Raw genomic sequence first — 25145 nt, 5'->3', positions numbered from 1 at the left:
CTACGCCCTGCGCGCCGCCGAAGCCGCCGAGCGGCAGGCGCGCGTCGAGATCGGCCAGCGCTTGGCCGAGGCGCAGCAGCAGATCGCCGGGCTGACCGAGCTGCTCGGCACCCTGTCCGAACGGCAGGAGAATATGATCGAGACGGGCAAACTCTACCGTCTGCAATATCTCGACATGGGCACGCGCACGCTGGTCGACCTGCTCAACGCCGAGCAGGAGTTGCAGCAGGCGCGCTTCGACGGCGTCAACACGACGCACGACCTGCGCCGGCTGGAGATCGACTGCCTCTATTATTCGGGGCGCGCGCGCGACGATTTCAAGCTGACCGGCACGACCATTCGCGGGGTGACGCTGTGAGCCCCGCCACCCTGTCCGCCGCACCACCGACCGATCCCTTCGCCTGGATCGACATGCTCGGCCAGGTCGCGCGTCATTTCCGCATGCCCTTCGCCGAGCAGCGCGCCCGCCTGACCAGCCTGTGGCAGGGCGGCGGCGACGAGGAGGCGCGGGTGCGTGCGCTCGCCCGCGCTTCGGGTCTGTCGGTCCGCTTCGTCGCGCCCAGCGCGATCCGGCTGACGAGCTGGCGGCTGCCCGTCATCGCCTGCCTCAACGATGGCGAACTGGCGCTGATCACCGCGATCGATGCCGATGGCGAGGCGATCTTCTCGGTTGCGGGCGAAGGCGGCTCGCCGGTGCAGCGCCCGCTATCCGCACTGGTCGAACAGACCCGGCTGTTCGTCGTCCCCCGCCCGGCCCGCTCGGCGACCGACATCCGCGTCGACAGCTATATCCGCCCCTTCGAGCAGCATTGGCTGCGCACCCTGCTGCTGCAGGATGCCAAGGGCTATGGCCATGTCGCCATCGCCTCGGTCGTCACCAACTGCCTGGGGCTGGCGGGCGTGCTGTTCTCGATGCAGGTCTATGACCGGGTGGTTCCCGCCCAGTCGATGCCGACGCTCTACATTCTGTTCCTGGGCGTGATCCTGGCGACGGGGTTCGACTTCGTGCTGCGGCGGTTGCGGGTCAGCATCACCGACATTCTCGGCAAGCGGGCCGACCTGCGGCTGTCGGACCGGGTCTTCGGCCATGCGCTGCGCGTTCGCAACCGGGCGCGGCCGACCTCGACGGGGACCTTCATCGCGCAGCTCCGCGATCTGGACCAGGTGCGAGACATGCTGACCTCGACCACGGTCGCGGCGATCGCCGACCTGCCCTTCTTCATCCTGTTCCTCGTCATCCTGGCCTTCATCGGCGGCTCGCTGGCGCTGGTGCCGGTCGTCGCGCTCGTCGCCCTGCTGCTGCCCAGCCTGCTCGCCCAGCGCCGGTTGCGCGCGCATGCCACGGAGTCGATGCGCGAGACCTCGCTGCGCAACGCCCTGCTGGTCGAGGCGGTGCAGGGGATCGAGGATATCAAGACGCTGCAGGCCGAGGAACGCTTCCAGCGCCAGTGGAACCATTGCAACGCGGTGGCGGGCGAGGCGCAGCTGCGGCTGCGCGGCCTGACCGCCAGCCTGTCGACCTGGGCGCAGAGCGTGCAGAACGCGGTCTATGCCACCGTCATCTTCGTCGGCGCGCCGATGGTGATCGCGGGCGACATCACGACCGGCGCGCTGGTCGCCACTTCGATGCTGGCCAGCCGGATGATGGCGCCGATGGGCCAGGTGTCGCACCTGCTCGGCCGCTATCAGCATGCCAAGGTCGCGGCGGGCAGCCTGGACCAGATCATGGGCCTGCCCGTCGACAACCCCGATGCCGAGCATCGCATCCCCCTGCCCTCGGTCAGCGGCCGCTTCGCGCTTCGCTCGGCGGTATTCGGTTATGCCGATCCCAACGCCCCGCCCGCGCTGACCGTGCCCCAGCTGGAGATCGCGGCGGGCGAGAAGGTCGCGCTGCTGGGCCGCAACGGCGCGGGCAAGTCGACGCTGCTCCAGGGCCTGTCGGGGATGCTCCAGCCGCTGGCGGGCGAGGTGCTGCTCGACGACCTGACGCTGCATCAGATCGACCCCGCCGATGTCCGCCGCGACGTCGCCCTGCTGACCCAGAACAGCCGGCTGTTCCATGGCACCTTGCGCGAGAACCTGACCATGGGCGCGCCGATGGCCTCCAATGAGGAGATCATCCGCGCGCTCGACATGGTCGGGGCGATCGACTTCGTCCGCCGCCTGCGCGACGGGCTGGAGCATGTCGTGCTGGAGGGCGGGCTAGGCCTGTCCGGTGGCCAGCAACAGGCGCTGTTGCTCGCCCGGCTGCTGATCCGCCAGCCCCAGGTCATGCTGCTCGACGAACCGACGGCGGCGATGGACGAAACCTCCGAGCGACTGTTCATCGACCGTTTCCGCGATTGGAGCCGGGATCGCACCATCGTCGTCGCCACACACCGGATGCGCGTCCTCGATCTGGTCGACCGGATCATCGTGATCGACAACGGCCAGATCCTGCTCGACAAATCCAAGGCTGCCGCGCTTGAGACATTGCGCGGGGGTGGGCGCGATACCGGACGGAGCCAAGCGGCATGAGCGCGCTGACCGCCCCCGCCGACCTGCCCTTCGCCGATGAGGGCGGCGCGCCGCTGCTGGCGGCCAAGCGGATGACCTGGGTGCTGACCGCGCTGTTCGTCGTCGCGCTCGGCTGGGCCTGGTTCGCGACGCTCGACGAGGTCGCGACGGGCAGCGGCAAGGTGGTGCCGACCAGTCGCGAACAGGTGCTGCAATCGCTGGAGGGCGGCATCCTCGCCAAGATGCTGGTCCGCCAGGACGACATCGTGAAACCGGGCCAGATCCTCGCCCAGCTCGACCCGACCCAGGCCGGATCGACCGTCGAGGAGAGCGCCGCCAAATACCGCGCCGCACTCGCCGCACAGGCGCGGTTACAGGCCGAGGTGAACGGCACGCCCCTCACCTTCTCCCCCGAACTCGCCGCCTTTCCCGGTCTGAAGGCCGAGCAGCAGCGGCTCTACAATGCCCGGCGCAACAGCCTGTCCAGCTCGATCGGGCTGATCGACGAATCGCTGGCGCTGATCGGGCGCGAGGTCGGCATCGGCGAGTCGCTGATCCAGGTGGGCGCGGCGAGCAATGTCGAGGTGCTGCGCCTGAAGCGCCAGCGCGCCGAGCTGGACCTGAAGAAGTCCGACCTGCGCTCGCAATATATCGTCGAGGCGCGGCAGGATCTGGCCAAGGTCAGCGAGGAGGTTGAGGCGCTGGCCCCCGTGGTGCGCGGCCGGTCGGATACGCTCAGCCGCCTGACCCTGCGCTCGCCGGTGCGCGGCGTGGTCAAGAATATCGAGGTGTCGACGATCGGCGGCGTCATCCCGCCCAACGGCAAGATCATGGAGATCGTGCCGCTCGACGAACGCCTGCTGGTCGAGGCGCGGATGTCGCCGCGCGACATCGCCTTCATCCGCCCCGGCCAGCGCGCCAGCGTCAAGATCACCGCATACGACTATGCGATCTATGGCGGGCTGGAGGGGCAGGTCAGCAGCATCTCGCCCGACACCATCCGCGACGAGGTGAACCCGGACGTCTATTACTACCGCGTCTTCATCCGCACCCGGTCGGACTCGCTGGTCAACAAGGCGGGCAAGCGCTTCCCGATCGTGCCCGGCATGATCGCCACCGCCGACATCCACACCGGCAGCAAGACCGTGCTGCAATATCTCCTGAAACCGCTCAACCGCGCGCGCGAAGCGATGCGCGAGCGATGATCATGTTTTTCACCCACTCCCACGCCGCTCCCATCCCACGCCACATCCCGGGGTTTACCCCGGCATCAGCACAGGATCATGCCCATGCCCAAGAGTAGCGCCATCCGCTATTTTGCCCCGGCCTCCACCCGGAGTTACAGCACCCAGCAGCCGGTCGTGCGGGACAACAAGCCCACCCTGCTCGACCTCGCGCGACAGACTCAGGCGATGCGCGCCAATGTCGCGCAATTCTTTCCCCGCGACGTGTTCCGCGATTCCGCCTGGGACATGATGCTGGAGCTGTTCATCGCCGAGCAGCAGGCAAAGCCACTTTGCGTCAAGGAACTGATCCTGGTGTCGGGCGAAAGCTCGACCAGTGCGCTACGGCGGATCGACCGACTGGAGGAATCCAACCTGCTGCGCCGCCGCACCGACCCGACCGACCACCGTCGCCTGATCGTCAGCCTGACCCAGCGCGGCACCGACGCGATGACCGCGATGCTGCGCCACCTGTATCTGACGATGAGTGACGATCCGATCGGCGGACAGCGGACCGGCAAGCCGGATTGAGCAGACACTCCCCTCCCCTGAAGGGGAGGGGCCGGGGGTGGGGCGGTTCGGCAGGCGCAGGCCCCGGTGGAGAAGCCCCACCCCACCCCCTCCCCTGAAGGGGAGGGACTGAATGGCCCTACACCGCTAGCGCCAGCAGCGCGAAGGTGGCGAGCCAATGTTCGCCCATATAATTATCGCCGATATGCGGCAGGCTGGCGGCGAGATGATCCGCCGCCGCCGCCTCGGCGCGGGCCGCGACGGGATGATCCGGCCCCAGCTTGGCCGCGATCGTCCGCCAGCACCACGCACGGCTGAGGTTCAGTCCGTCGAGATGCGTGATCTTGCCGTCGTTGCGGTCGGAGACGATCGCCGGGGTGAACAGCGTGACCGGCTCGCCCTGCCCGACGCGCGGAAGGAAGCCGTCGAACCACGCGCGAAACGCCGCGTCGTCAAGCACACGGCTCATCACCAGCGCTTCGGTCAGCGCGGGCGACAGGAACTCGTCGCCACCCGGCTCCCACGCCTGGCAATCGCGGTCCTTCGCAAACCAGCCGGGCACGACATCGGCGATCAGCGAACGCAGTTCGTCATCACGCCCCTCGGCCCAGTCCCATGCCAGCGTCAGTGCGAAGCCCGTATTGAAATGCGTTCCCACCCGCAGCGGATAGGTCAGGCGCGGCAGGAAGCCGCGGAACCGCGCCGCCAGGAACCGCGCCAGCGGCTCCAGCGCCTCGGCCCAGCCCGCGTCGTGCCGGCTCGCCTCGTCATGCAGCGCGAGCAGCCAGGCCCAGCCATAAGGCCGCTCGAACCCGCCGGCGCTGGGGCGTTCGAAATAGGCGATCTCGGCGGCGATCTTGTCCGGCACCAGCATCGCATCGGCTCGCGCGCGCACCTCGGCGACGACGGGCATGTCAGGATAGAGGCGGATCAGGCGGAGAAGCTGCCACCAGCCATGGACGCAGCTATGCCAGTCGAAGCTGCCATAGAAGACGGGATGGAGTTCGGACGGCGTCCGCGCATCCTCCGGCCCGTCCAGCGCGTGGCTGAGATGATTGGGATATTCGCGCCCGACATGCCCCAGCGTCATGGTGGCGAACATCTGCGCGGTGGCTTGGTCCAATCGGGTCACGCGATCATTCCGTAGAGCAGGAGGATATTGAAGACGAGCAGCAGGAGCGCGGTCGGCGCCTGCGCGCGGATGACGCCATATTTGTCCTTCAACCCCAGCAGCGCGGCGGGCAGCAGGTTGAAGTTCGCGGCCATCGGGGTCAGCAGCGTCCCGCAGAACCCCGCCAGCATCCCCACCGCCGCGACGATCGCGGGATCGCCGCCCGCGCGCTGGATCAGGAGCGGCACGCCGACCGCCGCCGCCATCACGGGAAAGGCGGCGAAGGCATTGCCCATGACGATGGTGAACAGCGCCATGCCCAGCGCATAGGCCAGCACCGCGCCGATCACGCTGCCCGCCGGGATGATCGTGCCGATCAGCATGCCGACCACCTGCCCCACCCCGGCCAGCGCGAAGACCGCGCCCAGGCTGGCGAGCAGCTGCGGCATCACCGCCACCCAGCCGATATCGTCGATGAGGCCACGCCCGGCGACGAACGGCTCGGCCGGCTTCGCCTGGAGCAGCGTGCGGCACAGGATCAGCGCGATGATCGTCCCGAAGGTCAGCGCGACCAGCGTCGCCTGTTTGGGGTCGACCAGCGCGGGCACCTGCTTGAACGCCAGCGTGCCGAGCAAGGCGACCGCCGGCACGATCAACGCGGGCACGAAGACCTTCGCGCCGTGGCGATCCTTTGCCGGCTCCACCGGCTCGGCACGGCGCATCCGCCCCGACGCGGCGATCGCCACCAGCGCCAGGACGAGCATGCCGTTGCCGACATCGCCCAGCCAGTCGCCAGCGAGGAAGGACAGCGCGATCAACCCATGAAATGCGCCATTGGCCCAGCGCCGGTCGCGCAGGCCGAGCCCGGCGAAGATCGCGAACAGGATGCCGACGACGCCGTAGACCAGGTTCAGCCCGATCACCGCGCCGCTCCCCGTTCCCCGGCGCGCCGCGCGAGACGCCGGTCGAGCAGCATCAAGCGCGCACCATGGATGACGAACGCCGCGATCGCGGTCGGGATCGCCCAGATTGACAGCTGGAACGGCTCCAGATGGATGCCATAGCCGTCGAGCACGCCCTTCATCAGCAGGATCGATCCGATCGCGATGAAGATGTCCTCACCGAAGAACAGACCCACCGTGTCCGTCGCCGCCGCCATCGCCTTGACCTTTTCGGCGGTCTCGGCGCTGCCGTCGCCCTGGCGCTCGGCGGCGGCCTCGGCCATCGGCGCGACCAGCGGGCGCACCGTCTGCGCCGGTCCCGCGACCGAGGTCAGGCCCAGCGCCGCCATCACCTGACGAAAGACTAAATAGCCGATCAGCAGCCGCCCGGTCGTCGCGCCGCGAAGGCCCGCGACCAGCGCCCGCGCGCGTTCCTGCAACCCCCGCCGCTCCAGCAGCGCGATCACCGGCAGGATCATGTAGACGGCGGTGACATAGCGCGTCTCGTTAAAGGCATGGCCGAAGGTCGCCAGCACCCGCACCGGATCGAGCCCCGCCGCAAGCCCCGTGACCGCCGCCGACACGATGATGACCAGCAGCGGATGCGCGCGCAGCAGGAAGCCGCCGGCGATGACGACGATCCCCGCCAGCACCCACATCAGCGGCTGCCCTCGCCATAGCCGCCGCCGCCCGGCGTCTCGATCACCAGTACATCGCCTACGCCCATGTCGATCCGCGCGGTGGAGGCGAGCGGTTCGATGGTGCCATCGGCGCGCTCGACGCGGTTGACGCCGACCTGTCCGTCCGCGCCCCCGGCCAATCCGAAGGGCGGAACGATCCGCCGGTTGCTGAGGATACCGGCGCGCAAGGGCCGCAGGAAACGCAGGCGGCGCAGCGTCCCGTCACCGCCGCGCTGCACCCCCGCCCCGCCCGATCCGCGCCGGATGGCGAATTGTTCGAGCAGCACCGGATAGCGCGTCTCGAGTATCTCGGGATCGGTCAGCCGGCTGTTGGTCATGTGCGTCTGGATCGCGTCGGCGCCGTCATGCCCCGGCCCCGCGCCCGCACCGCCGGCGATCGTCTCATAATATTGATAGCTGTCGTCGCCGAAGGTCAGGTTGTTCATCGTCCCCTGGCTGGCCGCCATCGCCCCCAGCGCGCCGAGCAGCGCGTCGGTGACGACCTGGCTGACCTCGACATTGCCCGCGACCACGGCGGCGGGGGAACGCGGATGGAGCATCGATCCTTCGGGCACGATGATCCGGACGGGACGCAGGAAGCCCTCGTTCAGCGGCACCGCCTCGTCGACCAGCAGGCGCAGGACATAGAGGACGGCGGCGCACGTCACCGCCAGCGGCGCGTTGAAGTTGCTCGGCCGCTGTTCGCTCGTCCCGGTGAAGTCGATCACCGCGCTCCCCTCGGCCCGGTTCACCCGCACCGCCACCTCGACCGCCGCACCGTCGTCCAGCTTATAGCGGAAATGCCCGTCGGACAGCGTCGCGATCATCCGCCGCGCCATCGCCTCGGCATGCGCCTGGACATGCGCCATGTAGCGGGTGACGACGCCTTGCCCCTGCTGTTTCGCCAGTTGGCGAAGCCCCTCCGCGCCGCGTGCGCAGGCGGCGACCTGCGCGGCGAGATCGGCGATATTCTGGTCGATATTGCGCGCCGGATGGGGACCGCCGGCGAGCAGCTCGCGGATCGGTGCTTCGCGCAGCACCCCGCCCTCGACGATCAGCATATCGTCGAACACCACGCCCTCGTCCGCCAGCGTCCGGCTGTCGGGCGGCATCGAGCCGGGCGTGGTGCCGCCGACATCGGCATGATGGCCGCGCGCCGCGACGAAATAGGCGGGCGTCCCGCCGCCGGCGAAGACCGGCATGATGACGGTGATGTCGGGCAGATGGGTGCCGCCACGATAGGGATCGTTCAGCGCATAGACCTGCCCCGCGCGCATCGTGCCCGCGCGGTTGGCGATGACGGTGCGGATGCTCTCCCCCATCGATCCCAGATGCACCGGGATATGCGGCGCGTTGGCGACCAGCCCGCCCTCGGCGTCGAACAGCGCGCACGAGAAATCCAGCCGCTCGCGGATGTTGACCGAGGCGGCACTGCGTTGCAGCGCGGCGCCCATCTCCTCGGCGATGCCCATGAACAGGCCGGCGAAAATCTCTAGCCGTACCGGATCGACCGCATCGTCCGCCGCCCGTTCGGCGCGCGCCTCGGTCCGTTCGAGCAGCAGCGTGCCGTCGGCCAGCACGCGCGCACGCCAGCCGGGTTCGACCACGACGGTCGACACCGGATCGAGGATCAGTGCGGGGCCATTGACGACGCCGTCCACCGCCAGCCCTTCGCGGCGATGAACCGGCACCTCGTGCATCGCACCGGCCAGATACATGGGTACGCGCGCCACCGGCGCGGCGGACTGCGTGGGCAAATTCGGCGCGGGCAAATCCTGCCCATCCTGCTCGGCGCTCGCCTCGACCCGCAACTGCTCGACGACCAGCGCGTCGTCGCCGACAAAGCCGAAACGCTGGCGATGCGCCGTCGCGAACGCCTCGGCCATCGCGTCCGGCGATCCCCAGGTAACCGCGATCGTCTGGTCGTTGCGCGCATAGCGAAGCTGCGCCAGCGTCTCGGTACGGATCGCATCGCCGGCCACGCCTTGGGCGGCCAGGGCGGAGGTCGCGGCAGCGCGCAAGTCGGCCAGCGCCGCGTTCAGCCCGCCATCGGCCAGCGGCAGCGCCACGGTCGCCTCACGCACCACGCTGCGCACCGCCAGCCCGATGCCGACCGCCGACAAGACGCCGGCCAGCGGGTGGATCAGCACCTGCTCCATGCCCAGCGCATCGGCGACCAGGCAGGCATGCTGCCCGCCCGCGCCGCCGAAACAGGCAAGCGCATAAGAGGCCGGGTCCTCGCCCCGCGCCACCGAGACGGCGCGGATCGCGCGTGCCATGTTGGCGACCGCGATCGCGACCATCCCCTCGGCCGCCGCGAACCGGTCGAGCCGTTCGCCGGTCGCCGCCGCCACCTGATCGAGCAGCGCGTCCAGCGCCGCCTCGGCCGCCTGCCGATCGGGCGGCAGATCGCGGTTCGGCCCGAACAGCGCGGGGAAATAATCGGGCTGCAGCTTGCCCAGCACCATGTTGCAGTCGGTGACGGTCAACGGCCCGCCGCGCCGATAGCAGGCCGGCCCCGGATCGGCCCCGGCCGAGGCCGGACCGACGAGCAGCCGCCCGCCATCGAAATGACAGATCGACCCGCCGCCCGCCGCGACCGTATCGATCCGCATCATCGGCACCGCGACGCGCACGCCCGCCAGCACCGCATCCGATCGCCGGTCATAACTGCCCGCATAGAGCGACACGTCGGTCGAGGTGCCGCCCATATCGAAGCCGATCACCCGGTCGAACCCGGCTCCGCGCGCGGTGCGCGCCATGCCGACGATCCCGCCCGCCGGCCCGGACAGCAGTGCGTCCTTGCCACCGAACCGGTCGGCCGCGACCAGCCCGCCGCTTGACTGCATGAACAGCAAGCCACCGGCGGCCGCCTCGCCCAGCGACGCCTCCAACCCCTGAACGTAACGGCGCAGCACGGGCGACAGATAGGCGTCGACCAATGCCGTATCGCCACGCGCGACCAGCCGGATCAGCGGCGCGGTGCGGTGGCTGACCGAAATCTGGGTGAAGCCCGCCGCCCGCGCGAGATCGGCCAGTTTCGCCTCATGCGCCTGATGCCGCCAGCCATGGACCAGCACGATTGCGACCGAGCGGAGTCCCGCCGCATAGGCCCTGGCAAACGCCTCCGCCGCGCCCGCTTCGTCCAGCGGGGTCAGCACCGTACCGTCCTCGGCGACGCGCTCGTCAATCTCCACCACATCGGCGAACAGCGGCGCGGCGCGGCGGATGTCGCGCGCGAAAATGTCGGGGCGATCCTGATAGCCGATGGTCAGCGCATCGCCAAAGCCGCGCGTGATGGCCAGCAGCACCGGCGCGCCTTCGCGCTCCAGCAGCGCATTGGTGGCGATGGTCGTGCCGATGCGGATGGTGCACGGTTGCAGCGGGCCGTCGCCGGCTCCGGTCAACTGGCGGATCGCCGCCTCGGCCGCGTCGTACCGACGCTCGGGGTCTTCGGAGAGCAGCTTGGCAGTGACGAGCGTGCCGTCGGGCCGCCGTGCCACCACATCCGTAAAAGTACCCCCGCGATCGATCCAGAACTGCCAGTCTTTCATGGGTGCAAGGCATGTCATCGATTCCGGCCGGTCGCTAGGGGATATTTTTTATTCGATTTTTGCCGCCGGGGTTGTTGGCGCTTTGTTTGACCTTCGCCAGAGGGCCGGCCATCATTCGGAGATGGATCGCTTTTTCTCTCGTCGCGAAACCCTGGCCGGGTTCGCCGCCGTCACCGCCTCGACCGCCGTCCCCGCCGCCGCCCAAAATGCCGCGCCCCCGGCGCTCGACCGCATCGCGTGGCAACTGCTCGATCTCATGCCCGAGCGGGCGACGACGTTGGGCGTCGATACCGGGGTGCATGCCGATTTGCGGCGACGGTTGGAGGATCGCTCCCCCGCCGGGATCGCGACGCGGCAAGGCGTGCTGACCAGGGCGCTGGCGGAGCTGGCGCGGGTGCCGCGCGCCGGGGTCGATCCCTCGACCGCAACGAGCATCGCGGTCGTCGAAAGCGCGTTCCGCACCGCGCTGGACGGCATGGCGCTGCCCTACGGCGTGGCGACGATCGGTGATTGGCGCAACACGCCCTATGCGGTCGTTCAGAATGTCGGCGCGTGGCTCGACGTGCCGCAGATGCTCGATGGCGATCAGCCGGTGCGCGACAGGCCGGATGCCGAGGCCTATCTCGCCCGCCTCGCCGCGATGCCCGCGCAACTGGATGGCGAAACCACGCGCATCGCGCAGGCGCGTGGCATGGGCGTCGTGCCGCCCGCCTTCCTGCTCGACAAGACGATCGCAGGCATGACCCGCACCATCGCCGAGGCGGCGAACACCGACGGCCCGCTGGTCGGCCCGCTGGCGCGCAAGGGGGCGAGCGTCCCCGGCGACTGGACGGCCCAAGCGATGCGGATCGCCCGTACCGCGATTGTGCCTGCGCTGGAGCGGCAGCTGGCCGAATTGCGCGCCGAGCGGGCGGTAGCGACCGATGCGGCGGGTCTCCTCACCCGTCCGCATGGTCCCGAATGGTATGCCTGGGGCCTGCGCGCCGGCACGACGACCCGGCGCAGCGCCGCCGACTTGCACGCCATGGGCCGCGCCCGGCTGACCGATCTTCAGGCGCAGATGGACGTGATCCTGCGCGGTGCCGGGCTGACGCAGGGCAGCGTCGCCGAGCGGACCATCGCCTTTCAGAAGCGCCCCGGCATCGGCTTTCCGGGTGGCGACGAAGGGCGGCGCCAGATCGTCGCCTATATGCAGGGGCGCATCGACGCGATCCGGCCCAAATTGCCGCAGGCCTTTCGCCGGCTGGCGCGCGGCAACCTCGAAATCCGGCGTATGCCGCTGGCGCAGGAGCCGGGCGCGCCCGCCGCCTATGGCGGGCCGGGCACGATCGACGGCAGCGTGCCGGGCAAGGTGTGGGTCAATCTGGGCGATCCGTCGATCCACAACCGCGTGACCATCCCCGACCTCGTCTATCACGAGGGGATACCCGGGCATGTCTGGCAGGGCGAATATGCACAGGCGCTGCCGCTGATCCGCTCGATCCTGGCGTTCAACGCCTATTCGGAGGGCTGGGCGCTTTATGCCGAGCAGCTGGCCGACGAACTGGGCATGTATCAGGGCGATCCGGCCGGGCGGCTGGGCTATCTGATGGGGCTGGCCTGGCGGGCGGTGCGGCTGATCGTCGACACCGGCATCCATGCGATGGGCTGGTCACGCGACAAGGCGCTGGCCGAATTCATCGCCGCCACCGGCCTGCCGCGCAGCAATGCCGAGAGCGAGGTCGATCGCTATTGCGCCTGGCCGGGCCAGGCCTGCGGCTATGAGGTCGGCCGCGCCGAGATCGTCGCGCAGCGGGCCCACGCCAAGGCGGCGCTGGGTGCGCGCTACGACCTGCGCGATTTCGATCAGGCGGTGGTCGATGGCGGCAATGTGCCGCTCGACGTGCTGGCGGGCAATGTCTCGCGCTATATCGCGGGGGCATAGCGGCTCGGAAACGCCGCCCCCCTTCCCCTGACAGGGCATTCCGGCCTATCCATGGCCCAAAGCCATGAAAACATGCCGTTTCCGGGCTGGGACGGCACGAGGGGGAGACGATGCGATGCGAGTGATGCTGACCGTGGCGATGGCCGCGATCCTGCCCTTGGGCGCGTCCGCCATCGCGCAAGGGCCCGCGCCGATCGCCCAGACCGATCGGGGCGCGGTGCGCGGCGGCGTCGAGGACGGCGTGGCCAGCTGGAAGGGCATCCCCTTCGCCGCGCCGCCGGTCGGCGCGCTGCGCTGGCGTGCGCCGCAGCCCGTGGCGGCCTGGGCCGGCGTGCGTGACGCGACCGCCTATGCCCCCGACTGTATGCAGGTGCCCTTTCCCAGCGACGCCGCGCCGCTGGGCACCAAGCCCGCCGAGGATTGCCTCTACGCCAATGTCTGGAAGCCGGTGGCGGCCAAGGGCAAGCTGCCGGTCGTGGTGTGGATCTATGGCGGCGGCTTCGTGAATGGCGGGGCGTCGCCGCCGACCTATTCCGGGGCCAACCTCGCCAGGCAGGGGGTCGTCTTCGTCAGCTTCAACTACCGCGTCGGCCGGTTCGGCACCTTCGCGCTGCCGCAGCTGACCAAGGCGAATGCCGATGGCGGGCGGCTGGGCAATTACGGGATCATGGACCAGATCGCGGCGCTGCAATGGGTCCAGCGCAACGCGGCGGCCTTTGGCGGCGATCCGGCCAATGTCACGATCATCGGCGAGAGCGCAGGCGGCATGTCGGTGCACATGCTCAACACCTCGCCACTCGCCAAGGGGCTGTTCCACAAGGCGTTCATCATGTCGGGCGGCAATGGCCGCACGGACGACAGGACGCTGGCCGATGTCGAGCGCATCGGCGCCAATTTCGCGCGATCGAAGAATATCGACCCCGACGGCCCCGACGCGCTGGAACGCCTGCGCGCGCTGAGTGCCGAGGAGGTGACCGACGGTCTCAGCATGATGGCGCTGTTCCGGCCGCAGCCGGGCGCGCCCACCAACACCGGTCCCTTCGCCGATGGCAAGGTGGTGGTCGACATGGGCGCCGCCTATGCCCAGGGTCGGTTCGCGCATGTGCCCGTGGTGGTCGGGGCGACCAGCGCCGACATGGGCGGCAAGACCGGCTTCATGATCGCCGGCGCACGGCAGGTCGCGGGCCTGCTGGCGGACAAGCGCGTGCCGGTATGGCAGTATCGCTTTTCCTATGTCGCGGATTCGGTCGGCCAGCCGGGTGCGCAGCATGCGACCGACATCCCCTTCTTCTTCGATACCGTCGCGATCAAATATGGCGACAAGACCACCGAGCGCGACCGCGCGATGGGGCAAGTCATGAGCCGTTACGTCGTCCGCTTCGCCAGGACCGGCGACCCCAACGGCCCCGGACTGCCCGCGTGGCCGGGCTATACCCGCGCCGGTGACCGACTGATGGACTTCACCGCTGGCGGCAAGGCCGTGGCCCGACCCGATCCCTGGGGCGCGGAGATCGACGCCGGGACGCGCGGACCGATACCGTCGCGATAAGGGACACCCCTCCGCAAGGACGCGATTGCCGCCGACGCCGTCAGTCGATAGGCAATGTCGCTTGGCTGCCCTTCCATCGATATGCCGGCATTGGCGCGGCGGCAGGGAGCAAGTCGGCAAATGGGAGCCGCGAGAGTGGCATCGAACATCAGAGTGCTGATGCTCGCCATGCTCATGCTATTCGTCGGACTGGTCCCGGCGGCGGCATCGGCGGCGACCATCGATTTGCGGCGGTCGGCCTGCGTCGCGACGCTGCCCGACCCCGCGACCCCGGCGGATGTCACTGCGGCGCGTTATGATTGCGGTGCGGATGCGCCGAGCCGTGGCCGCGAGTGGACATGGTTGAAGCTGGATGCCACGCGCCTCGCCACGCTGCCCGCGCATTGGGACCTGTTGGTCGATCAGACGCGGTTCGAGCGGATTTCGGTGGTCGTCGTCGGCCGGGCGGGCACGACGCGGCTGGACCGCACCGCCCATGAGCTGCGCGGCCATTGGGGACCCGGCGGCCTGCTGAAGTTCAATATCGCGCAGCCGGGACGCGATATCCGGGGGCTGTATCTGGGCTATCGCCGGATCGACGACCTGTCGCTGATGCGCAAGGTGGTGGCCCAGCCGGGCGCGGTCATGACGGGCACCGACATCGCCTGGCTGGTGCTGATGGGCGTGTTCGCCGGCACCTTGCTGTCGGCGCTGCTCTACAATCTCGTCATCCACACCGGGCAGCGATACGCCTTTCAGCGCTGGTATATGCTGTGGGTCGGGGTGGCGCTGGTCTATGGGTTGACCTGGTCCAATGTCGCGGCGTTGCTGATCCCCGATCTGGTCGGGCCGGTGGCGGTGCGGCTGGACTTCGCGCTGGTCGGGCTGATGGTCGCGGCCTGCAACATGTTCTTCTTCGAGGTGATCGAGGACGGCATCCTGCCGCCCGGCCTGGCGTGGTTCGGACGACTGCTGGCGGCGGCCGGGGTCGTGACGGGAATCGCCGCCGCCGCCGACACATGGCTGCCCCCCGTCCTGACCGACCGGCTGCTCAACTATGTGATCGCGGCGATGGTCGCCGTCGTGGCGATATCGTGCGTCATCGCGGTCCGACGGGGCAGCCGGGTGATCTGGTTCTATATGCTCGGCTGGGGGCCGGTGATCGCCCTGTTCCTGGCCCGACTGGCGCGCAATCTCGGCCTCGCGCCGCAGAGTGATGCGATCGACATGGCGACGTTCGCCGCACTGGCCTTCGAGGCGCTGGTCCTGTCGCTGGCGATCGCCGACCGCTTCCGCCTGATCCGCCAACAGCTTGAAGACGCCCGACAGCGCCGGGAGATCGATCTGGCCGAGACCAACGCGTTGCGACTGGCCGCGCATACCGACTTCCTGACCGGGCTGGGCAATCGCACCGCCTTCCAGGAACAGGCGCAGGACTGGATGGATCGCAATACGACCTTCTCGCTGTTCCTGATCGACGTCGATTATCTGAAGGACGTCAACGACCGTCTGGGCCATGCCAGCGGCGATGCGCTGCTGCGCCATGTCGGGTCGGCGCTGGCCGACGCGACCGAGCGATGCCCGGACGCGCATGTCGCACGCATCGGCGGCGACGAATTCGCGGTGCTGTGCCGGGGCACGACCGCGGCCGAAGCGGCGTTGGCCGATACGCTGGCCACGCTGCAAGGCGCGGTCTGGCAACCCGGCGAGCGCAACCGTACCCTCTCGCTCAGTTTCGGATCGGCGCGCTACCCGGACGATGCGCGGGCGCTCGACATGCTGTATCAGAATGCCGATCTGGCGCTCTACACCGCCAAGCGGTTCGGGCGTGGTCGCTATGTCCGCTATGACCCGCTCCAGCGCAGCCTGCGCGACCTTCAGATCGCCTTCACCGACGATGCCGAGGATGCGATCCGCGACGGCGAGTTCGCGCTGTACCTGCAACCCATGGTCGCGCTGGAATCGGGGGCGGTGTGCGGGCACGAGGCGCTGCTGCGCTGGAATCACCCCGATCACGGCCTGCTGACGCCCGATCGCTTCGCCGATGTGCTGGTGGCGGAGCGGATCGGGCTGCGCATCCAGGAGCATGTTCTGGAACTCGCCCTCAGCCTGCTGCGCGATTGGGGGGAGCAGATCGGCGTGCTCAGCGTCAACTTCACCTCCGCGCAGCTGGCGGGGCCGCGTTCGGCGCGGGCCGTACTCGACCGGCTGGCATATCACGGCATCCCCCCCACCCGGCTGTGCGTCGAGGTGACGGAGGGGGTGATGCTCGACCGCGCGGCGGACACCATCCTCACGAACCTGCGCATCCTGCACGATGCCGGCGTGGGCATCGCGCTGGACGATTTCGGCACCGGATACGCCTCGCTGGTGCATCTGCGCCGCCTGCCGGTGGACCGCATCAAGATCGACCTCTCGTTCGTCGCTGGAATCGATCAGGCGGAGGGCGGCACGCTCGCCATCGTCCATGCGATCGTCGGTCTGGGCGTCGGACTGGGCAAGGTGGTCGTGGCCGAGGGGATCGAGACCGAGGCGCAGGCGATGCAGCTGCGCGAACTGGGCTGTCACCTGGGCCAAGGCTATCTGTACGGACGCCCCGAGCCCCGCGTCGCCATCGCCGGGACACCCGCCTGGGCCCTTGCTCCCCCCCAGTCCCCCGGCGCGCGCGCGCAACAGGACGTCGCGGGCCATGCCCTGCCCCCGGCCGAACCAGCTATCGCGCTATAAACTGTTGGAACCGCGTCGTTTACGACAAACCTCGCGGCAAGTGTAACGGTCCTATTTTCGGTGTGCGGCATGGTGCTGCAAACCGAAAGTGAAAACCGATGACGATCCACGACCCCCGTTTGGCGACCGCGTTGCGCAATCCGCTGACCGGGCATCTCCCCTTCCCCGGCGACCCCGCGACACCACTGTTCGCGCTGGAGCAGCTGGCGACCCGCTATGATCAGACCACCCGGACGCTCTGGACGGACATGCGCCCCCGTGTCCGACCGAGCTTCAATCCCGATCTGCTGACGGATTTCGTCCGGTGGCAGGAGGATATCGTACATGCCGTCGACACCGGCGCCATGCCGATCCGCTATGTCGTGCTCGGCTCGCAATTTCCCGGCGTCTTCTCGCTGGGGGGCGATCTCGACCTGTTCGCCCATGCGATCCGCACCCGCGACCATGCGGCGCTGTCGCGATACGGCCGAACTTGCGTCCAGATCCTCCATCGCAACATGCGCGGGCTGGAGCGGCCGATCATCACCATCGCCCTGGTCGAGGGTGATGCTTTGGGCGGAGGGTTCGAGGCGCTGCTGTCCTTCCATGTCGTGATCGCCGAGCGTGGCACCAGCTTCGGCCTGCCCGAGACGCTGTTCGGCCTGTTCCCAGGCATGGGCGCGCATTGCTTCCTGTCGCGGCGGCTGGGCACGGCCCGGGCGGAGCGCATGATCCTGAGCGGCCGGACCTATAGCGCCGAGGAACTGTATGAGATGGGGCTGGTCCATGGCTTGGCCGAACCGGGACGGGGCCGGCACATGGTCGCCGAATATATCCGCCAGAACGACCGGCGGCACAGCGCGCATTGCGCCATTTACGAGGCGTCGCGCGCGGTCAATCCGCTCTCCCTGGCGGAGCTGGAGGCGGTGGTCGACCTGTGGGCCGACGCCGCGCTGCGCCTGACCGAGGCGGATCTGAAGCGCATGGAACGGCTGGTCGCGGCGCAGACGCGGTTGCTAGACAAGGCCGGCGACTGATCAATCGGCCCCGGACGCCGGATCATCCCGTCCGGGGCCCCGTTGCGCGGCCCGCTGCTCGGCGAACAGGGCGATCACCCCGTCCGCCGGCAGGGGCCGCGCCAGCAGGAATCCCTGCACCGCGTCGCAGCGCGTACGTCGCAACTGTTCGAGCTGCGCGGGAGTCTCCACCCCCTCCGCCACGGTGCGCATGCCGAGCTTGGCGGCCAGGTCGACGATGGTCTGCACGATCGCCACCGAAGCCGGATTATGTTCCAGGTCGATGACGAAGGAGCGATCGATCTTCAGCGTCTGGAACGGAAACTGGGTCAGATAGCTGAGCGAGGAATAGCCGGTCCCGAAATCGTCGAGCGTCGTGCAGACATGGATGTCGTTGAGCGCGGTCAGCGCCGCGAGCGAGCGTTCGACATCGTCGAGCAGCACCGACTCGGTCACCTCCAGCGTCAGCCGCTCGGGCGGGAGGCCGCTGGCCGCCAGGGCGTTCTTCACGATGCCGGTCAGGTCGGGGACGCGCAGCTGCACCGGCGAGAGATTGACCGCCACCGTCACCCCGGCGGGCCATTGTGACGCCGCCCGGCACGCCTGGCGCAGGACCCAGTTGCCGATCTTGACGATCAGGCCGTTATCCTCGGCGATCGGAATGAATTCGCCCGGCGAAACCGTGCCGAATTGCGGGCTGTGCCAGCGCAACAGCGTCTCGCACGAGGTGATGCCGCCTTTCGCCAGGTCGAAGATCGGCTGGAACGCCAGCGCGAACTCGTCCCGCTCCAGCGCGCCGTCCATGGCGAGCGCCAGCTGGCGGCGACGCTCGATCTTCTCGTCCATCAGCGGCTCGTAGAAGAAGAAGCGGCCCCGGCCGCTTTCCTTGGCGCGGTAGAGCGCCAGATCGGCATTCTTCAGGAGCGTGTCGGCATCGGTGCCGTCGTCGGGTGCGATGGCGATGCCGATCGATGCGGTCGTGCGCAGATCGTGGCCGTTGAATGCGGCCGGCCGGCGCACCAGTTCCAGGATCGTGTCGCCGATCCGGCTCGCCGCCTGGTCATGGGGAACGCGGCACAGCACGGCGAATTCGTCGCCGCCCAGGCGGGCGACGATCCCCTGCTGACCGAAGCGCTCGTTCAGGCGCTCCGCCACCGCCATCAGGAGCGCATTGCCCGCGAGATGGCCGAAGAAATCGTTCACCTCCTTGAAGCGATCGAGGTCGAGCCATAGCAGCGCCAGCCGGCCCTGCTGCGTCGAATAGCTGCCCAGCCGCTCCTCGAAATGCTCGCGAAAGGCGGTGCGGTTGGACACGCCCGTCAAGTCGTCACGGCGGGCCATCCGTGCATTGTGCTCGGCCAGCGCCGCCTTCTCGTCCGATGCGATCGTCGCGCGCAGGATGGCGGCATAGGTCTGTTGCGTGATGTCGCTCATCGCCAGAACGAAGAACAGGATGACGGCCGCCAGCAGCGCCTTGAGCGGATCGAAGGGAAAGAGCAGCCCGGCCGCCAGCGGCAGCGAGGCGAAACAGAGTTGCGACAGCGCGATCAGCGGTCGGCCGGCATTGCGCCCCGCGATCCCCGCCGCATAGCCGATGGCGGTCGTGACCGAGAGGAGGTGCAGCACGCTGTCCTCGGTCCGCATCAGCGTCAGCCATCCGAAGACGCCCAGCAGCCCGGCATAGCTCAACGCCCCCAGGCGGTATCCCTGCTCCTGCTGTCGCACCATCGCCGCCTCGCGCATCCGCAACGCGTCGACGATCCGAACCAGTCCGACCAACGCGATAAGGATTGCGCATCCGATCAGCCAGGGATCACCGCTGACCTCGGCGACGACGGCCGCGATCGCGCTGCTGGTCAGCGCCCCGATGACGAGCGAACGTGGCGAGGCATAGAGCGTCTCGACCAGAACCGCGCGAACGCGGGCGGAGATTTGATCGTCGGCGCGGCGCAAATGCTTCATCCGGCGGATTAAGCGTTTCATATCAATCTCCTGCGCGAATGCTTATCCGATCCGACAGGAGTGCCAAGAGGCATTTCACCGGCTGTCAGCCGGTCGACCGAACCAATTGCTGCGGAAGCGCCGACCTACATGGCGCCGTGAGTGTCGACGTCCCTCTATCAATGCCCATTTTGGCCACAGAGGGGCGATCCAGACCGTGCCTTACCGCATATTATCGACCAAAACGGCGCCTTCCCGGTCTGCGCTATCGTCTGCGCGGTGGAAGCGTCGGGATCAGCCGCGCGAATTCGGCGCGCCGCTTTCCCAAAGATATTCCTTCTCCAGTGCCAGCTTGTCGCGGCCGGCGGTCAGGACGGCCTGCTCGCGACCCCCCTCGGCGAGGGACAGAGCGAAGTCCCGCTCCGCGACGGTGCCGTCGATCGCGCGGTCGTCGGGCGCGGCGACATGGCCGACATAGCGCAGGCTGAGGTCGTAATGCCCCGACCAGAAGAAGGGGACGTCGCCATAATCGCCGTCGACCAGACCCAACAGGCGCCGGGCCAGCCATTGGCCCATGCGCTGCGCGACCACCCAATGCTCGACCCGGATGGGATGGCCCAGGCGCGGATCGGGAACGTTGGCGATGTCGCCGATCGCATGGATGTCGTGGTCCGACGAGCGCAGCATCGCATCGACCCGCACACCTCCGCCAGCGGCCCGGTCGGCGATCGCCAGCCCCGCCGCTTCGGCCAGGTCGAGGCGCGGCTGCACCCCGATGCCCGCGACGACCAGATCGCCCTCGACCGACGTGCCATCGTCCAGCGTGGCGGTGCGACCGTCCCAGCGCGCGATGCGGCGGCCGAGATGGAATGCGACGCCCTTCGCCTCATGCAGATCGCGGACCATCGCGCCGACCTCGGGCCCGGCGGTCTTTTCCAGGGGCAGGTCGCCATCGGCGACGACCGAGACCGTCAGGCCGCGCGCGATCAGCGAGGCGGCGACCTCCAGCCCGATATAGCTCGCCCCCGTCACGATCACGCGCTCCGCCTGCCCCAGCGTGGCGATCAACCGGTCGGCATCGGCCAGCCGGCGGATAAGATGCACATCGTCGCGCCCGGCGCCGTAGAAATCGGGACGCACGGCCGCCGCGCCGGTCGCGAGGACCAGCGTATCGTACGCGATATGCTCGCCATCTCCGAGGATCACCGCCTTCGCCTGCCGGTCGATCCGCGTCACCGTGGTGCCGAGCCGCAGATCGACGCCCACCAAGTCAGGCAGCGCGGCCTGCGTGCGATCGGCCTTGCCGGCCAGATACTGTTTGGAACAGAAGGTCCGGTCATAGGGCGCCTCGCCCTCTTGCTCGATGACCGTGACGCCCACGCCCGCGCCGTGGCGCGCCAGCATCTCGGCGCAGGCATGGCCGGCGCCGCCCGCGCCGATGATGACGATCCGCCCGATGTCGACGCCGTCCGCCGGCGCAGGGCGCGCCACCGTCTCGACCGGCCCCGTGACACGGACCTGTCCGTCCTCTTCCACGACCGCGAACCGGTCGAGCGGGGCGAAGGCGGGCGCGCCCACGGCTTCGCCCGTCTCGACATCGAAGCGCGCATGATGCCAGGGACAACGCAGCGTACCGTCCGCCAGGATGCCGTCGGCCAGTGGCGCTTTCAAATGGGTGCACTGGCCCGACAAGGCGCAGACCCGACCCTTGTGCCGGACCAGCACCACATCCTGCCCGTCCAGCGTGCCGGGCACGATCCGCCCCTCGGCCAACTCAGTCGAGGCGATGCCCTTCGCCAGATCGCGTTCCGACATCGCCTCTATTCCTTTCCGGGGTTTCGAGATCAGTCGGCGCGCTGCAAGGCGGTCGCGGCCAAATGCTCGCCGATGAACCACACCTGCGGTTCGTTGGAGCGGATGATGTCGCTGACCAGCAGGTCGTTGGTGCCGTCATCGCCGGACTCGTCGGCGGTCTTGGCGCCCTCATGCGCCTGTTCCAGCACGACCTTGTGCGCCTCCAACAGGCGCGCCAGCATCGTCGGCACGTCCTCGCGACCGCGCGGCGGACGCGGGATGCGCGTCATCTCGGCCACGTCATGCGGCGTCGCGATGCTGATCCCGCCCAGCGCCTGGATGCGCTCGGCCACCATGTCGACCAGTTCGGCCTGCTTCTCGTAATGCGTGTCGAGCAGCAGATGCAGCTGATAGAAGGTCGCGCCCGACATCTGCCAGTGATGCTTCTTATACAGGTCGCGCAACATCATCGTGTCGGCCAGAACCTGGTTGAGGATCGAGACGCTTTGCTTGCGGGCATTGTCCGACAGGCCGAGCGGCAGGTCCTTCAGCGTGCCGAACGCCTGGATCTCGCGATATTCGATCTTGTACTGCGGCTGGGCTTGGTCGGTATCGGCCACGACTTAACTCCGATCATGGAAACAGATGGCACCGAAGCGCACGCCCGCGCGCTCGGTTCCATGAATTCGTCGGTCGCGCACGAAGAGGTCCCGCCTTCAGAGCAATGATCCAAATTAATTTTCCTTATTGCCGTGATGATCGGAACGGTCCCGCCGCTGCGACGTCCAGCAGGGGATTTATGGGCGAGACCGCATGACCAGACCGACTTTGCTATTCCTCCACGCTTTGGGTGCGAGCCACCGGGAATGGCAGCGCGTGCGCGATCGCCTGCCCGATATTCCCGCCATCGCACTCGACCTGCCCGGCTTCGGCAACCGCGCGGACGAGGGCTATGCCGATGTCGCCGCGATGGCGGATGATGTCGCCGACGAAATTCGCCGGCGTCGGCTGACCGCCTGCATCCTGGTCGGGCACAGCATGGGCGGCAAGATCGCCACCGTCATCGCATCCCGGGCGGCGGCGGGCGAGGCCGGGTTGGCGGGCGTGATCGGCGTGGTGCTGGTCGCCGCTTCCCCGCCCGCGCCCGAGCCGATGGACGAGGGCCGCCGCCAGCGGATGATAGGCTGGGTCGCCGATGGCCCGATCGGGGCGGCGGATGCAGCGACCTTCGTCGACGCCAACACCGCCGCCCCCCTCCCCGCCCCCTGGCGCGATCAGGCGATGGCCGATGTCCGCCGATCCGACCGCCGGGCATGGCTGGGCTGGCTGGAGCGTGGCAGCCTGGAGGATTGGCGCGCATCGATCGGGCGCATCACCATCCCGGCGCTGATCGTCGCGGGGGCGGAGGATGGCGATCTGGGCGAGGAGGCGCAGCGACGGCTGAACGTGCCGCATTATGCCCATGCCCAGCTCCGTTCGGTCGCGGACGCCGCCCATCTCATCCCCTATGAACAGCCCAAGGCTTTGGCGACGCTGATCGCGGGCCATGTCGCGGCCGTCGCGCCTTCGATCCTGCCGCCCGGCTTCCTCGGCGTGCTGGGGTCCCGGCGGGTCAGCCGGCGTACCCGTGCGACCATGCTGGAGCGGACGCATCCGACCGCCGGGATCGCCGATGGCTGGTCGCCGGCGCAGCGCGAGGTGGTGACGGCCCTGATCGGGCATGTCCTGCCCGACCATGACGACCGGCAGGATCTCGCCCGCCGGGTCGAGGCGAGCGTCCTGGGCGGTCAAGGCGACGGCTGGCGCTTCGCGGTGCTGCCCGCCGATGCGGAGGCCTGGGATCGTGGCGTCGCGACGCTCGACAGGCTGACCGGGACATTCGCCGCGCTCGCTGCCGAGGCGCAGGGCGAATGGCTCGTGCGGATCGACGCCGGGAACGCCGGTATCGAGGACGATGGCACCCACCTTTCGCCCGATCAGATGCGCCTGTGGTTCGAGGATGTACGGGCCGAGATCGTGCGCCAATGGGTGTCGCTGCCCGCGACCATGGCGGCGATCGGCTATGACGGGTTTGCGGTGGGCGGCGATGGTCCGCGCAAGCAGGGCTATATCCGCGCCGCGGCCAACGATGCCGAGGCGTGGCAGACGGCCCCGGACGCCATGCCGGCGGAGACCGGCGCATGAGCCGCCCCCCTTATGCGCAAACCGAGACGGTCGATGCCGTCGTCATCGGCACCGGCGCTGGCGGCGCGCCCCTGACCGCGCGACTGGCCGAGGCCGGGCTGTCGATCGTCGCGCTGGAGGCGGGGCGCGCCTTCACCCCCAATGAGCATGTCGCCGACGAACTCGCCGCCGACATCTATTGGATGGAGGAAAGGTTGAGCGGAGGCGACGACCCGACCGCCTTCGGCGCGAACAATTCGGGCATGGGGGTCGGTGGATCGACGCTGCACTGGGGTGCCTTCTGCCCGCGTCCCGATCCACGCGATCTGCGACTGCTCAGCATGACCGGGCAAGGCGCGGACTGGCCGATCGATCATGCCGAACTGATCGGCTATATCGAGAAGGTCGAGGCGTTCACCGGCGTATCGGGACCGGCTGATTATCCTTGGGATGCATCGCGCCGCTTCGCCTATCCCCCCGTGCTGCGCAACGCCTCCGCCGATGCCATGGCGCGGGGATGCGAGGCGATCGGCATCACCGCCACCGACGCGCCCGCCGCGCTGGTCTCGCGCGACCGCGACCAGCCCCATTGGGGCCAGCGTCAGGCCTGCGTGAACTGCGGCACCTGTCATCAGGGCTGTCGCAACGCCTCCAAGACCAGCATGGACACCAGCTATCTTCCCCATGCGGTCGCGCACGGCGCGGAGGTGCGCCCCGGCGCGCGCGTGCTGTCGTTCGAGTTCGACCATGCCGGGCGGATCGACGGGGTCGTCTATCGCCAGGGCGGTGAGGAGCGGCGCCAGCGATGCCGCGCCGTCTTTCTGTGCGCCGGCGGAGTCGAGAGCCCGCGCCTGCTGCTCAACCTGGGCCTCGCCAATTCCAGCGGGCAGGTCGGGCGCAACTTCATGGCGCATGTCGCGACCCAGGTCTGGGGTCGGTTCGACGATGCGATGCGGATGAACCGGGGCTATCCGTCGTCGCTGATTACCGAGGACATGATGCGCCCGGTCGATGCCGACCATGTCGGTGGCTATCTGATCCAGAGCCTGGGCGTGTTGCCGGTCAACCTGGCCACCAATCTGGCACGCGGTGCCGGCATGTGGGGGGCGCGGTTGCAGGACATTTTGCGGAACTACAACCATATGGCGGGAATCGGCATCAATGGCGACTGCCTGCCCCATCCCGACAACCGCCTGACCCTGTCGGACGAGGTGGACGCCTTCGACCAGCGCAAGGCACGGATCGACTTCAGCTATCACGACAATGAACGCGCGATCGACCGCCACGCGCGGCGCACCATGACCGCGATATGGGAAGCGGCGGGCGCTGCGGACATCTTCGCGGTCGACCGCTCCGCCCATACCATCGGCACCTGCCGCATGGGCGACAATGGCGACGAGGCGGTGGTCGATGCGGATGGGCGCAGTTTCGACATCGCCAATCTGTGGATCTGCGACAATTCGGTTTTCCCCAGTGCGCTAGCAGCCAATCCGGCGCTGACCATCATGGCGCTGTCGCTGCGCACCGCCGATCGCTTCCTGTCCTCCAGCCACTGAGC

16 protein-coding genes and 1 pseudogene are annotated in these 25145 nt (G+C 68.7%); 10 read left to right on the top strand and 7 right to left on the bottom strand.

Annotated features, from left to right (window positions below; all coding sequences use genetic code 11):
• From ACQKJZ_RS02660 to ACQKJZ_RS02645, 4 genes and pseudogenes are all read left to right on the top strand, one after another.
• A pseudogene (locus ACQKJZ_RS02660) lies at positions 1 to 358 on the top strand (TolC family protein); the annotation flags it as partial.
• Positions 355 to 2517 (top strand): type I secretion system permease/ATPase, encoded by a 2163-nt coding sequence (locus tag ACQKJZ_RS02655; RefSeq protein ID WP_427729878.1) that lies wholly within the window; start codon positions 355 to 357, stop codon positions 2515 to 2517. The pseudogene ACQKJZ_RS02660 and the gene ACQKJZ_RS02655, both read left to right, overlap by 4 nt.
• On the top strand, positions 2514 to 3701 hold the full coding sequence (locus ACQKJZ_RS02650) for an HlyD family efflux transporter periplasmic adaptor subunit (protein ID WP_427729877.1): 1188 nt from the start codon (positions 2514 to 2516) through the stop codon (positions 3699 to 3701). Before ACQKJZ_RS02655 ends, ACQKJZ_RS02650 begins: the two co-directional genes overlap by 4 nt.
• A gap of 84 nt (positions 3702 to 3785) precedes the next feature.
• Positions 3786 to 4250 carry a MarR family transcriptional regulator gene (locus tag ACQKJZ_RS02645; RefSeq protein WP_427729876.1) on the top strand — a complete coding sequence of 155 codons (465 nt, stop codon included), beginning with the start codon at positions 3786 to 3788 and terminating at the stop codon, positions 4248 to 4250.
• Positions 4251 to 4368: 118 nt separating this feature from the next.
• On the opposite strand, the gene ACQKJZ_RS02640 is transcribed toward ACQKJZ_RS02645, so the two are convergent.
• The 4 genes from ACQKJZ_RS02640 to ACQKJZ_RS02625 are packed head-to-tail and all read right to left on the bottom strand — an operon-like array spanning position 4369 to position 10515.
• Positions 4369 to 5361 carry a DUF2891 domain-containing protein gene (locus tag ACQKJZ_RS02640; RefSeq protein ID WP_427729875.1) on the bottom strand — a complete coding sequence of 331 codons (993 nt, stop codon included), beginning with the start codon at positions 5359 to 5361 and terminating at the stop codon, positions 4369 to 4371.
• Positions 5358 to 6263, bottom strand: a complete 906-nt coding sequence (locus tag ACQKJZ_RS02635; RefSeq protein ID WP_427729874.1) for a DUF979 domain-containing protein — start codon at positions 6261 to 6263, stop codon at positions 5358 to 5360. The genes ACQKJZ_RS02640 and ACQKJZ_RS02635 overlap by 4 nt, the downstream gene beginning before the upstream one ends.
• Complete coding sequence (locus ACQKJZ_RS02630; protein ID WP_427729873.1) at positions 6260 to 6940, bottom strand: DUF969 domain-containing protein; 681 nt, start codon at positions 6938 to 6940, stop codon at positions 6260 to 6262. Before ACQKJZ_RS02630 ends, ACQKJZ_RS02635 begins: the two co-directional genes overlap by 4 nt.
• Complete coding sequence (locus ACQKJZ_RS02625) at positions 6940 to 10515, bottom strand: hydantoinase B/oxoprolinase family protein (RefSeq protein WP_427729872.1); 3576 nt, start codon at positions 10513 to 10515, stop codon at positions 6940 to 6942. The genes ACQKJZ_RS02630 and ACQKJZ_RS02625 overlap by 1 nt, the downstream gene beginning before the upstream one ends.
• A gap of 121 nt (positions 10516 to 10636) precedes the next feature.
• Between ACQKJZ_RS02625 and ACQKJZ_RS02620 the strand changes: the two genes are divergently transcribed.
• The 4 genes from ACQKJZ_RS02620 (at position 10637) to ACQKJZ_RS02605 (ending at position 17710) form a co-directional block, all read left to right on the top strand.
• Complete coding sequence (locus ACQKJZ_RS02620) at positions 10637 to 12439, top strand: DUF885 domain-containing protein (RefSeq protein WP_427729871.1); 1803 nt, start codon at positions 10637 to 10639, stop codon at positions 12437 to 12439.
• A gap of 115 nt (positions 12440 to 12554) precedes the next feature.
• Positions 12555 to 13988, top strand: coding sequence for a carboxylesterase/lipase family protein (locus ACQKJZ_RS02615; protein WP_427729870.1), 1434 nt, complete (start codon positions 12555 to 12557; stop codon positions 13986 to 13988).
• 135 nt (positions 13989 to 14123) lie between these two features.
• Positions 14124 to 16694: a putative bifunctional diguanylate cyclase/phosphodiesterase gene (locus tag ACQKJZ_RS02610; RefSeq protein ID WP_427729869.1), complete on the top strand. Its 2571-nt coding sequence runs from the start codon at positions 14124 to 14126 to the stop codon at positions 16692 to 16694.
• A gap of 98 nt (positions 16695 to 16792) precedes the next feature.
• Positions 16793 to 17710: a crotonase/enoyl-CoA hydratase family protein gene (locus ACQKJZ_RS02605; protein WP_427729868.1), complete on the top strand. Its 918-nt coding sequence runs from the start codon at positions 16793 to 16795 to the stop codon at positions 17708 to 17710.
• On the opposite strand, the gene ACQKJZ_RS02600 is transcribed toward ACQKJZ_RS02605, so the two are convergent.
• The 3 genes from ACQKJZ_RS02600 to ACQKJZ_RS02590 all read right to left on the bottom strand — a co-directional run bounded on the left by ACQKJZ_RS02600 (position 17711) and on the right by ACQKJZ_RS02590 (position 22044).
• The gene (locus ACQKJZ_RS02600; RefSeq protein ID WP_427729867.1) at positions 17711 to 19672 is read right to left on the bottom strand and encodes a putative bifunctional diguanylate cyclase/phosphodiesterase; all 1962 of its coding nucleotides are present in this window, start codon (positions 19670 to 19672) and stop codon (positions 17711 to 17713) included.
• A 252-nt stretch (positions 19673 to 19924) separates the two neighbouring features.
• A complete protein-coding gene (locus ACQKJZ_RS02595) occupies positions 19925 to 21445 on the bottom strand; it encodes an FAD-dependent oxidoreductase (protein ID WP_427729866.1) in 1521 nt (506 codons plus the stop codon).
• A gap of 29 nt (positions 21446 to 21474) precedes the next feature.
• Positions 21475 to 22044, bottom strand: coding sequence for a Dps family protein (locus ACQKJZ_RS02590; RefSeq protein ID WP_312488544.1), 570 nt, complete (start codon positions 22042 to 22044; stop codon positions 21475 to 21477).
• A 193-nt stretch (positions 22045 to 22237) separates the two neighbouring features.
• On the opposite strand from ACQKJZ_RS02590, the gene ACQKJZ_RS02585 reads away from it, so the two are divergent.
• Positions 22238 to 23608 (top strand): alpha/beta fold hydrolase, encoded by a 1371-nt coding sequence (locus tag ACQKJZ_RS02585; protein WP_427729865.1) that lies wholly within the window; start codon positions 22238 to 22240, stop codon positions 23606 to 23608.
• Positions 23605 to 25143: a GMC family oxidoreductase gene (locus ACQKJZ_RS02580; protein WP_427729864.1), complete on the top strand. Its 1539-nt coding sequence runs from the start codon at positions 23605 to 23607 to the stop codon at positions 25141 to 25143. The genes ACQKJZ_RS02585 and ACQKJZ_RS02580 overlap by 4 nt, the downstream gene beginning before the upstream one ends.
• The last annotated feature ends 2 nt before the right edge of the window (positions 25144 to 25145 follow it).

Origin of the sequence: Sphingomonas sp. NPDC019816 (assembly GCF_050274375.1) — a bacterium.
Classification (GTDB): domain Bacteria; phylum Pseudomonadota; class Alphaproteobacteria; order Sphingomonadales; family Sphingomonadaceae; genus Sphingomonas.
This window is presented reverse-complemented; position numbering and strand designations above follow the sequence as displayed.

Bases quoted from the DNA above. Each gene is read 5' to 3' on its own strand.
- ACQKJZ_RS02625 (WP_427729872.1), bottom strand. From the start codon at position 10,515: ATGAAAGACTGGCAGTTCTGGATCGATCGCGGGGGTACTTTTACGGAT.
- ACQKJZ_RS02630 (WP_427729873.1), bottom strand. From the start codon at position 6,940: ATGTGGGTGCTGGCGGGGATCGTCGTCATCGCCGGCGGCTTCCTGCTG.
- ACQKJZ_RS02585 (WP_427729865.1), top strand. From the start codon at position 22,238: ATGACCAGACCGACTTTGCTATTCCTCCACGCTTTGGGTGCGAGCCAC.
- ACQKJZ_RS02600 (WP_427729867.1), bottom strand. From the start codon at position 19,672: ATGAAACGCTTAATCCGCCGGATGAAGCATTTGCGCCGCGCCGACGAT.
- ACQKJZ_RS02620 (WP_427729871.1), top strand. From the start codon at position 10,637: ATGGATCGCTTTTTCTCTCGTCGCGAAACCCTGGCCGGGTTCGCCGCC.
- ACQKJZ_RS02650 (WP_427729877.1), top strand. From the start codon at position 2,514: ATGAGCGCGCTGACCGCCCCCGCCGACCTGCCCTTCGCCGATGAGGGC.
- ACQKJZ_RS02580 (WP_427729864.1), top strand. From the start codon at position 23,605: ATGAGCCGCCCCCCTTATGCGCAAACCGAGACGGTCGATGCCGTCGTC.
- ACQKJZ_RS02615 (WP_427729870.1), top strand. From the start codon at position 12,555: ATGCGAGTGATGCTGACCGTGGCGATGGCCGCGATCCTGCCCTTGGGC.
- ACQKJZ_RS02605 (WP_427729868.1), top strand. From the start codon at position 16,793: ATGACGATCCACGACCCCCGTTTGGCGACCGCGTTGCGCAATCCGCTG.
- ACQKJZ_RS02645 (WP_427729876.1), top strand. From the start codon at position 3,786: ATGCCCAAGAGTAGCGCCATCCGCTATTTTGCCCCGGCCTCCACCCGG.
- ACQKJZ_RS02595 (WP_427729866.1), bottom strand. From the start codon at position 21,445: ATGTCGGAACGCGATCTGGCGAAGGGCATCGCCTCGACTGAGTTGGCC.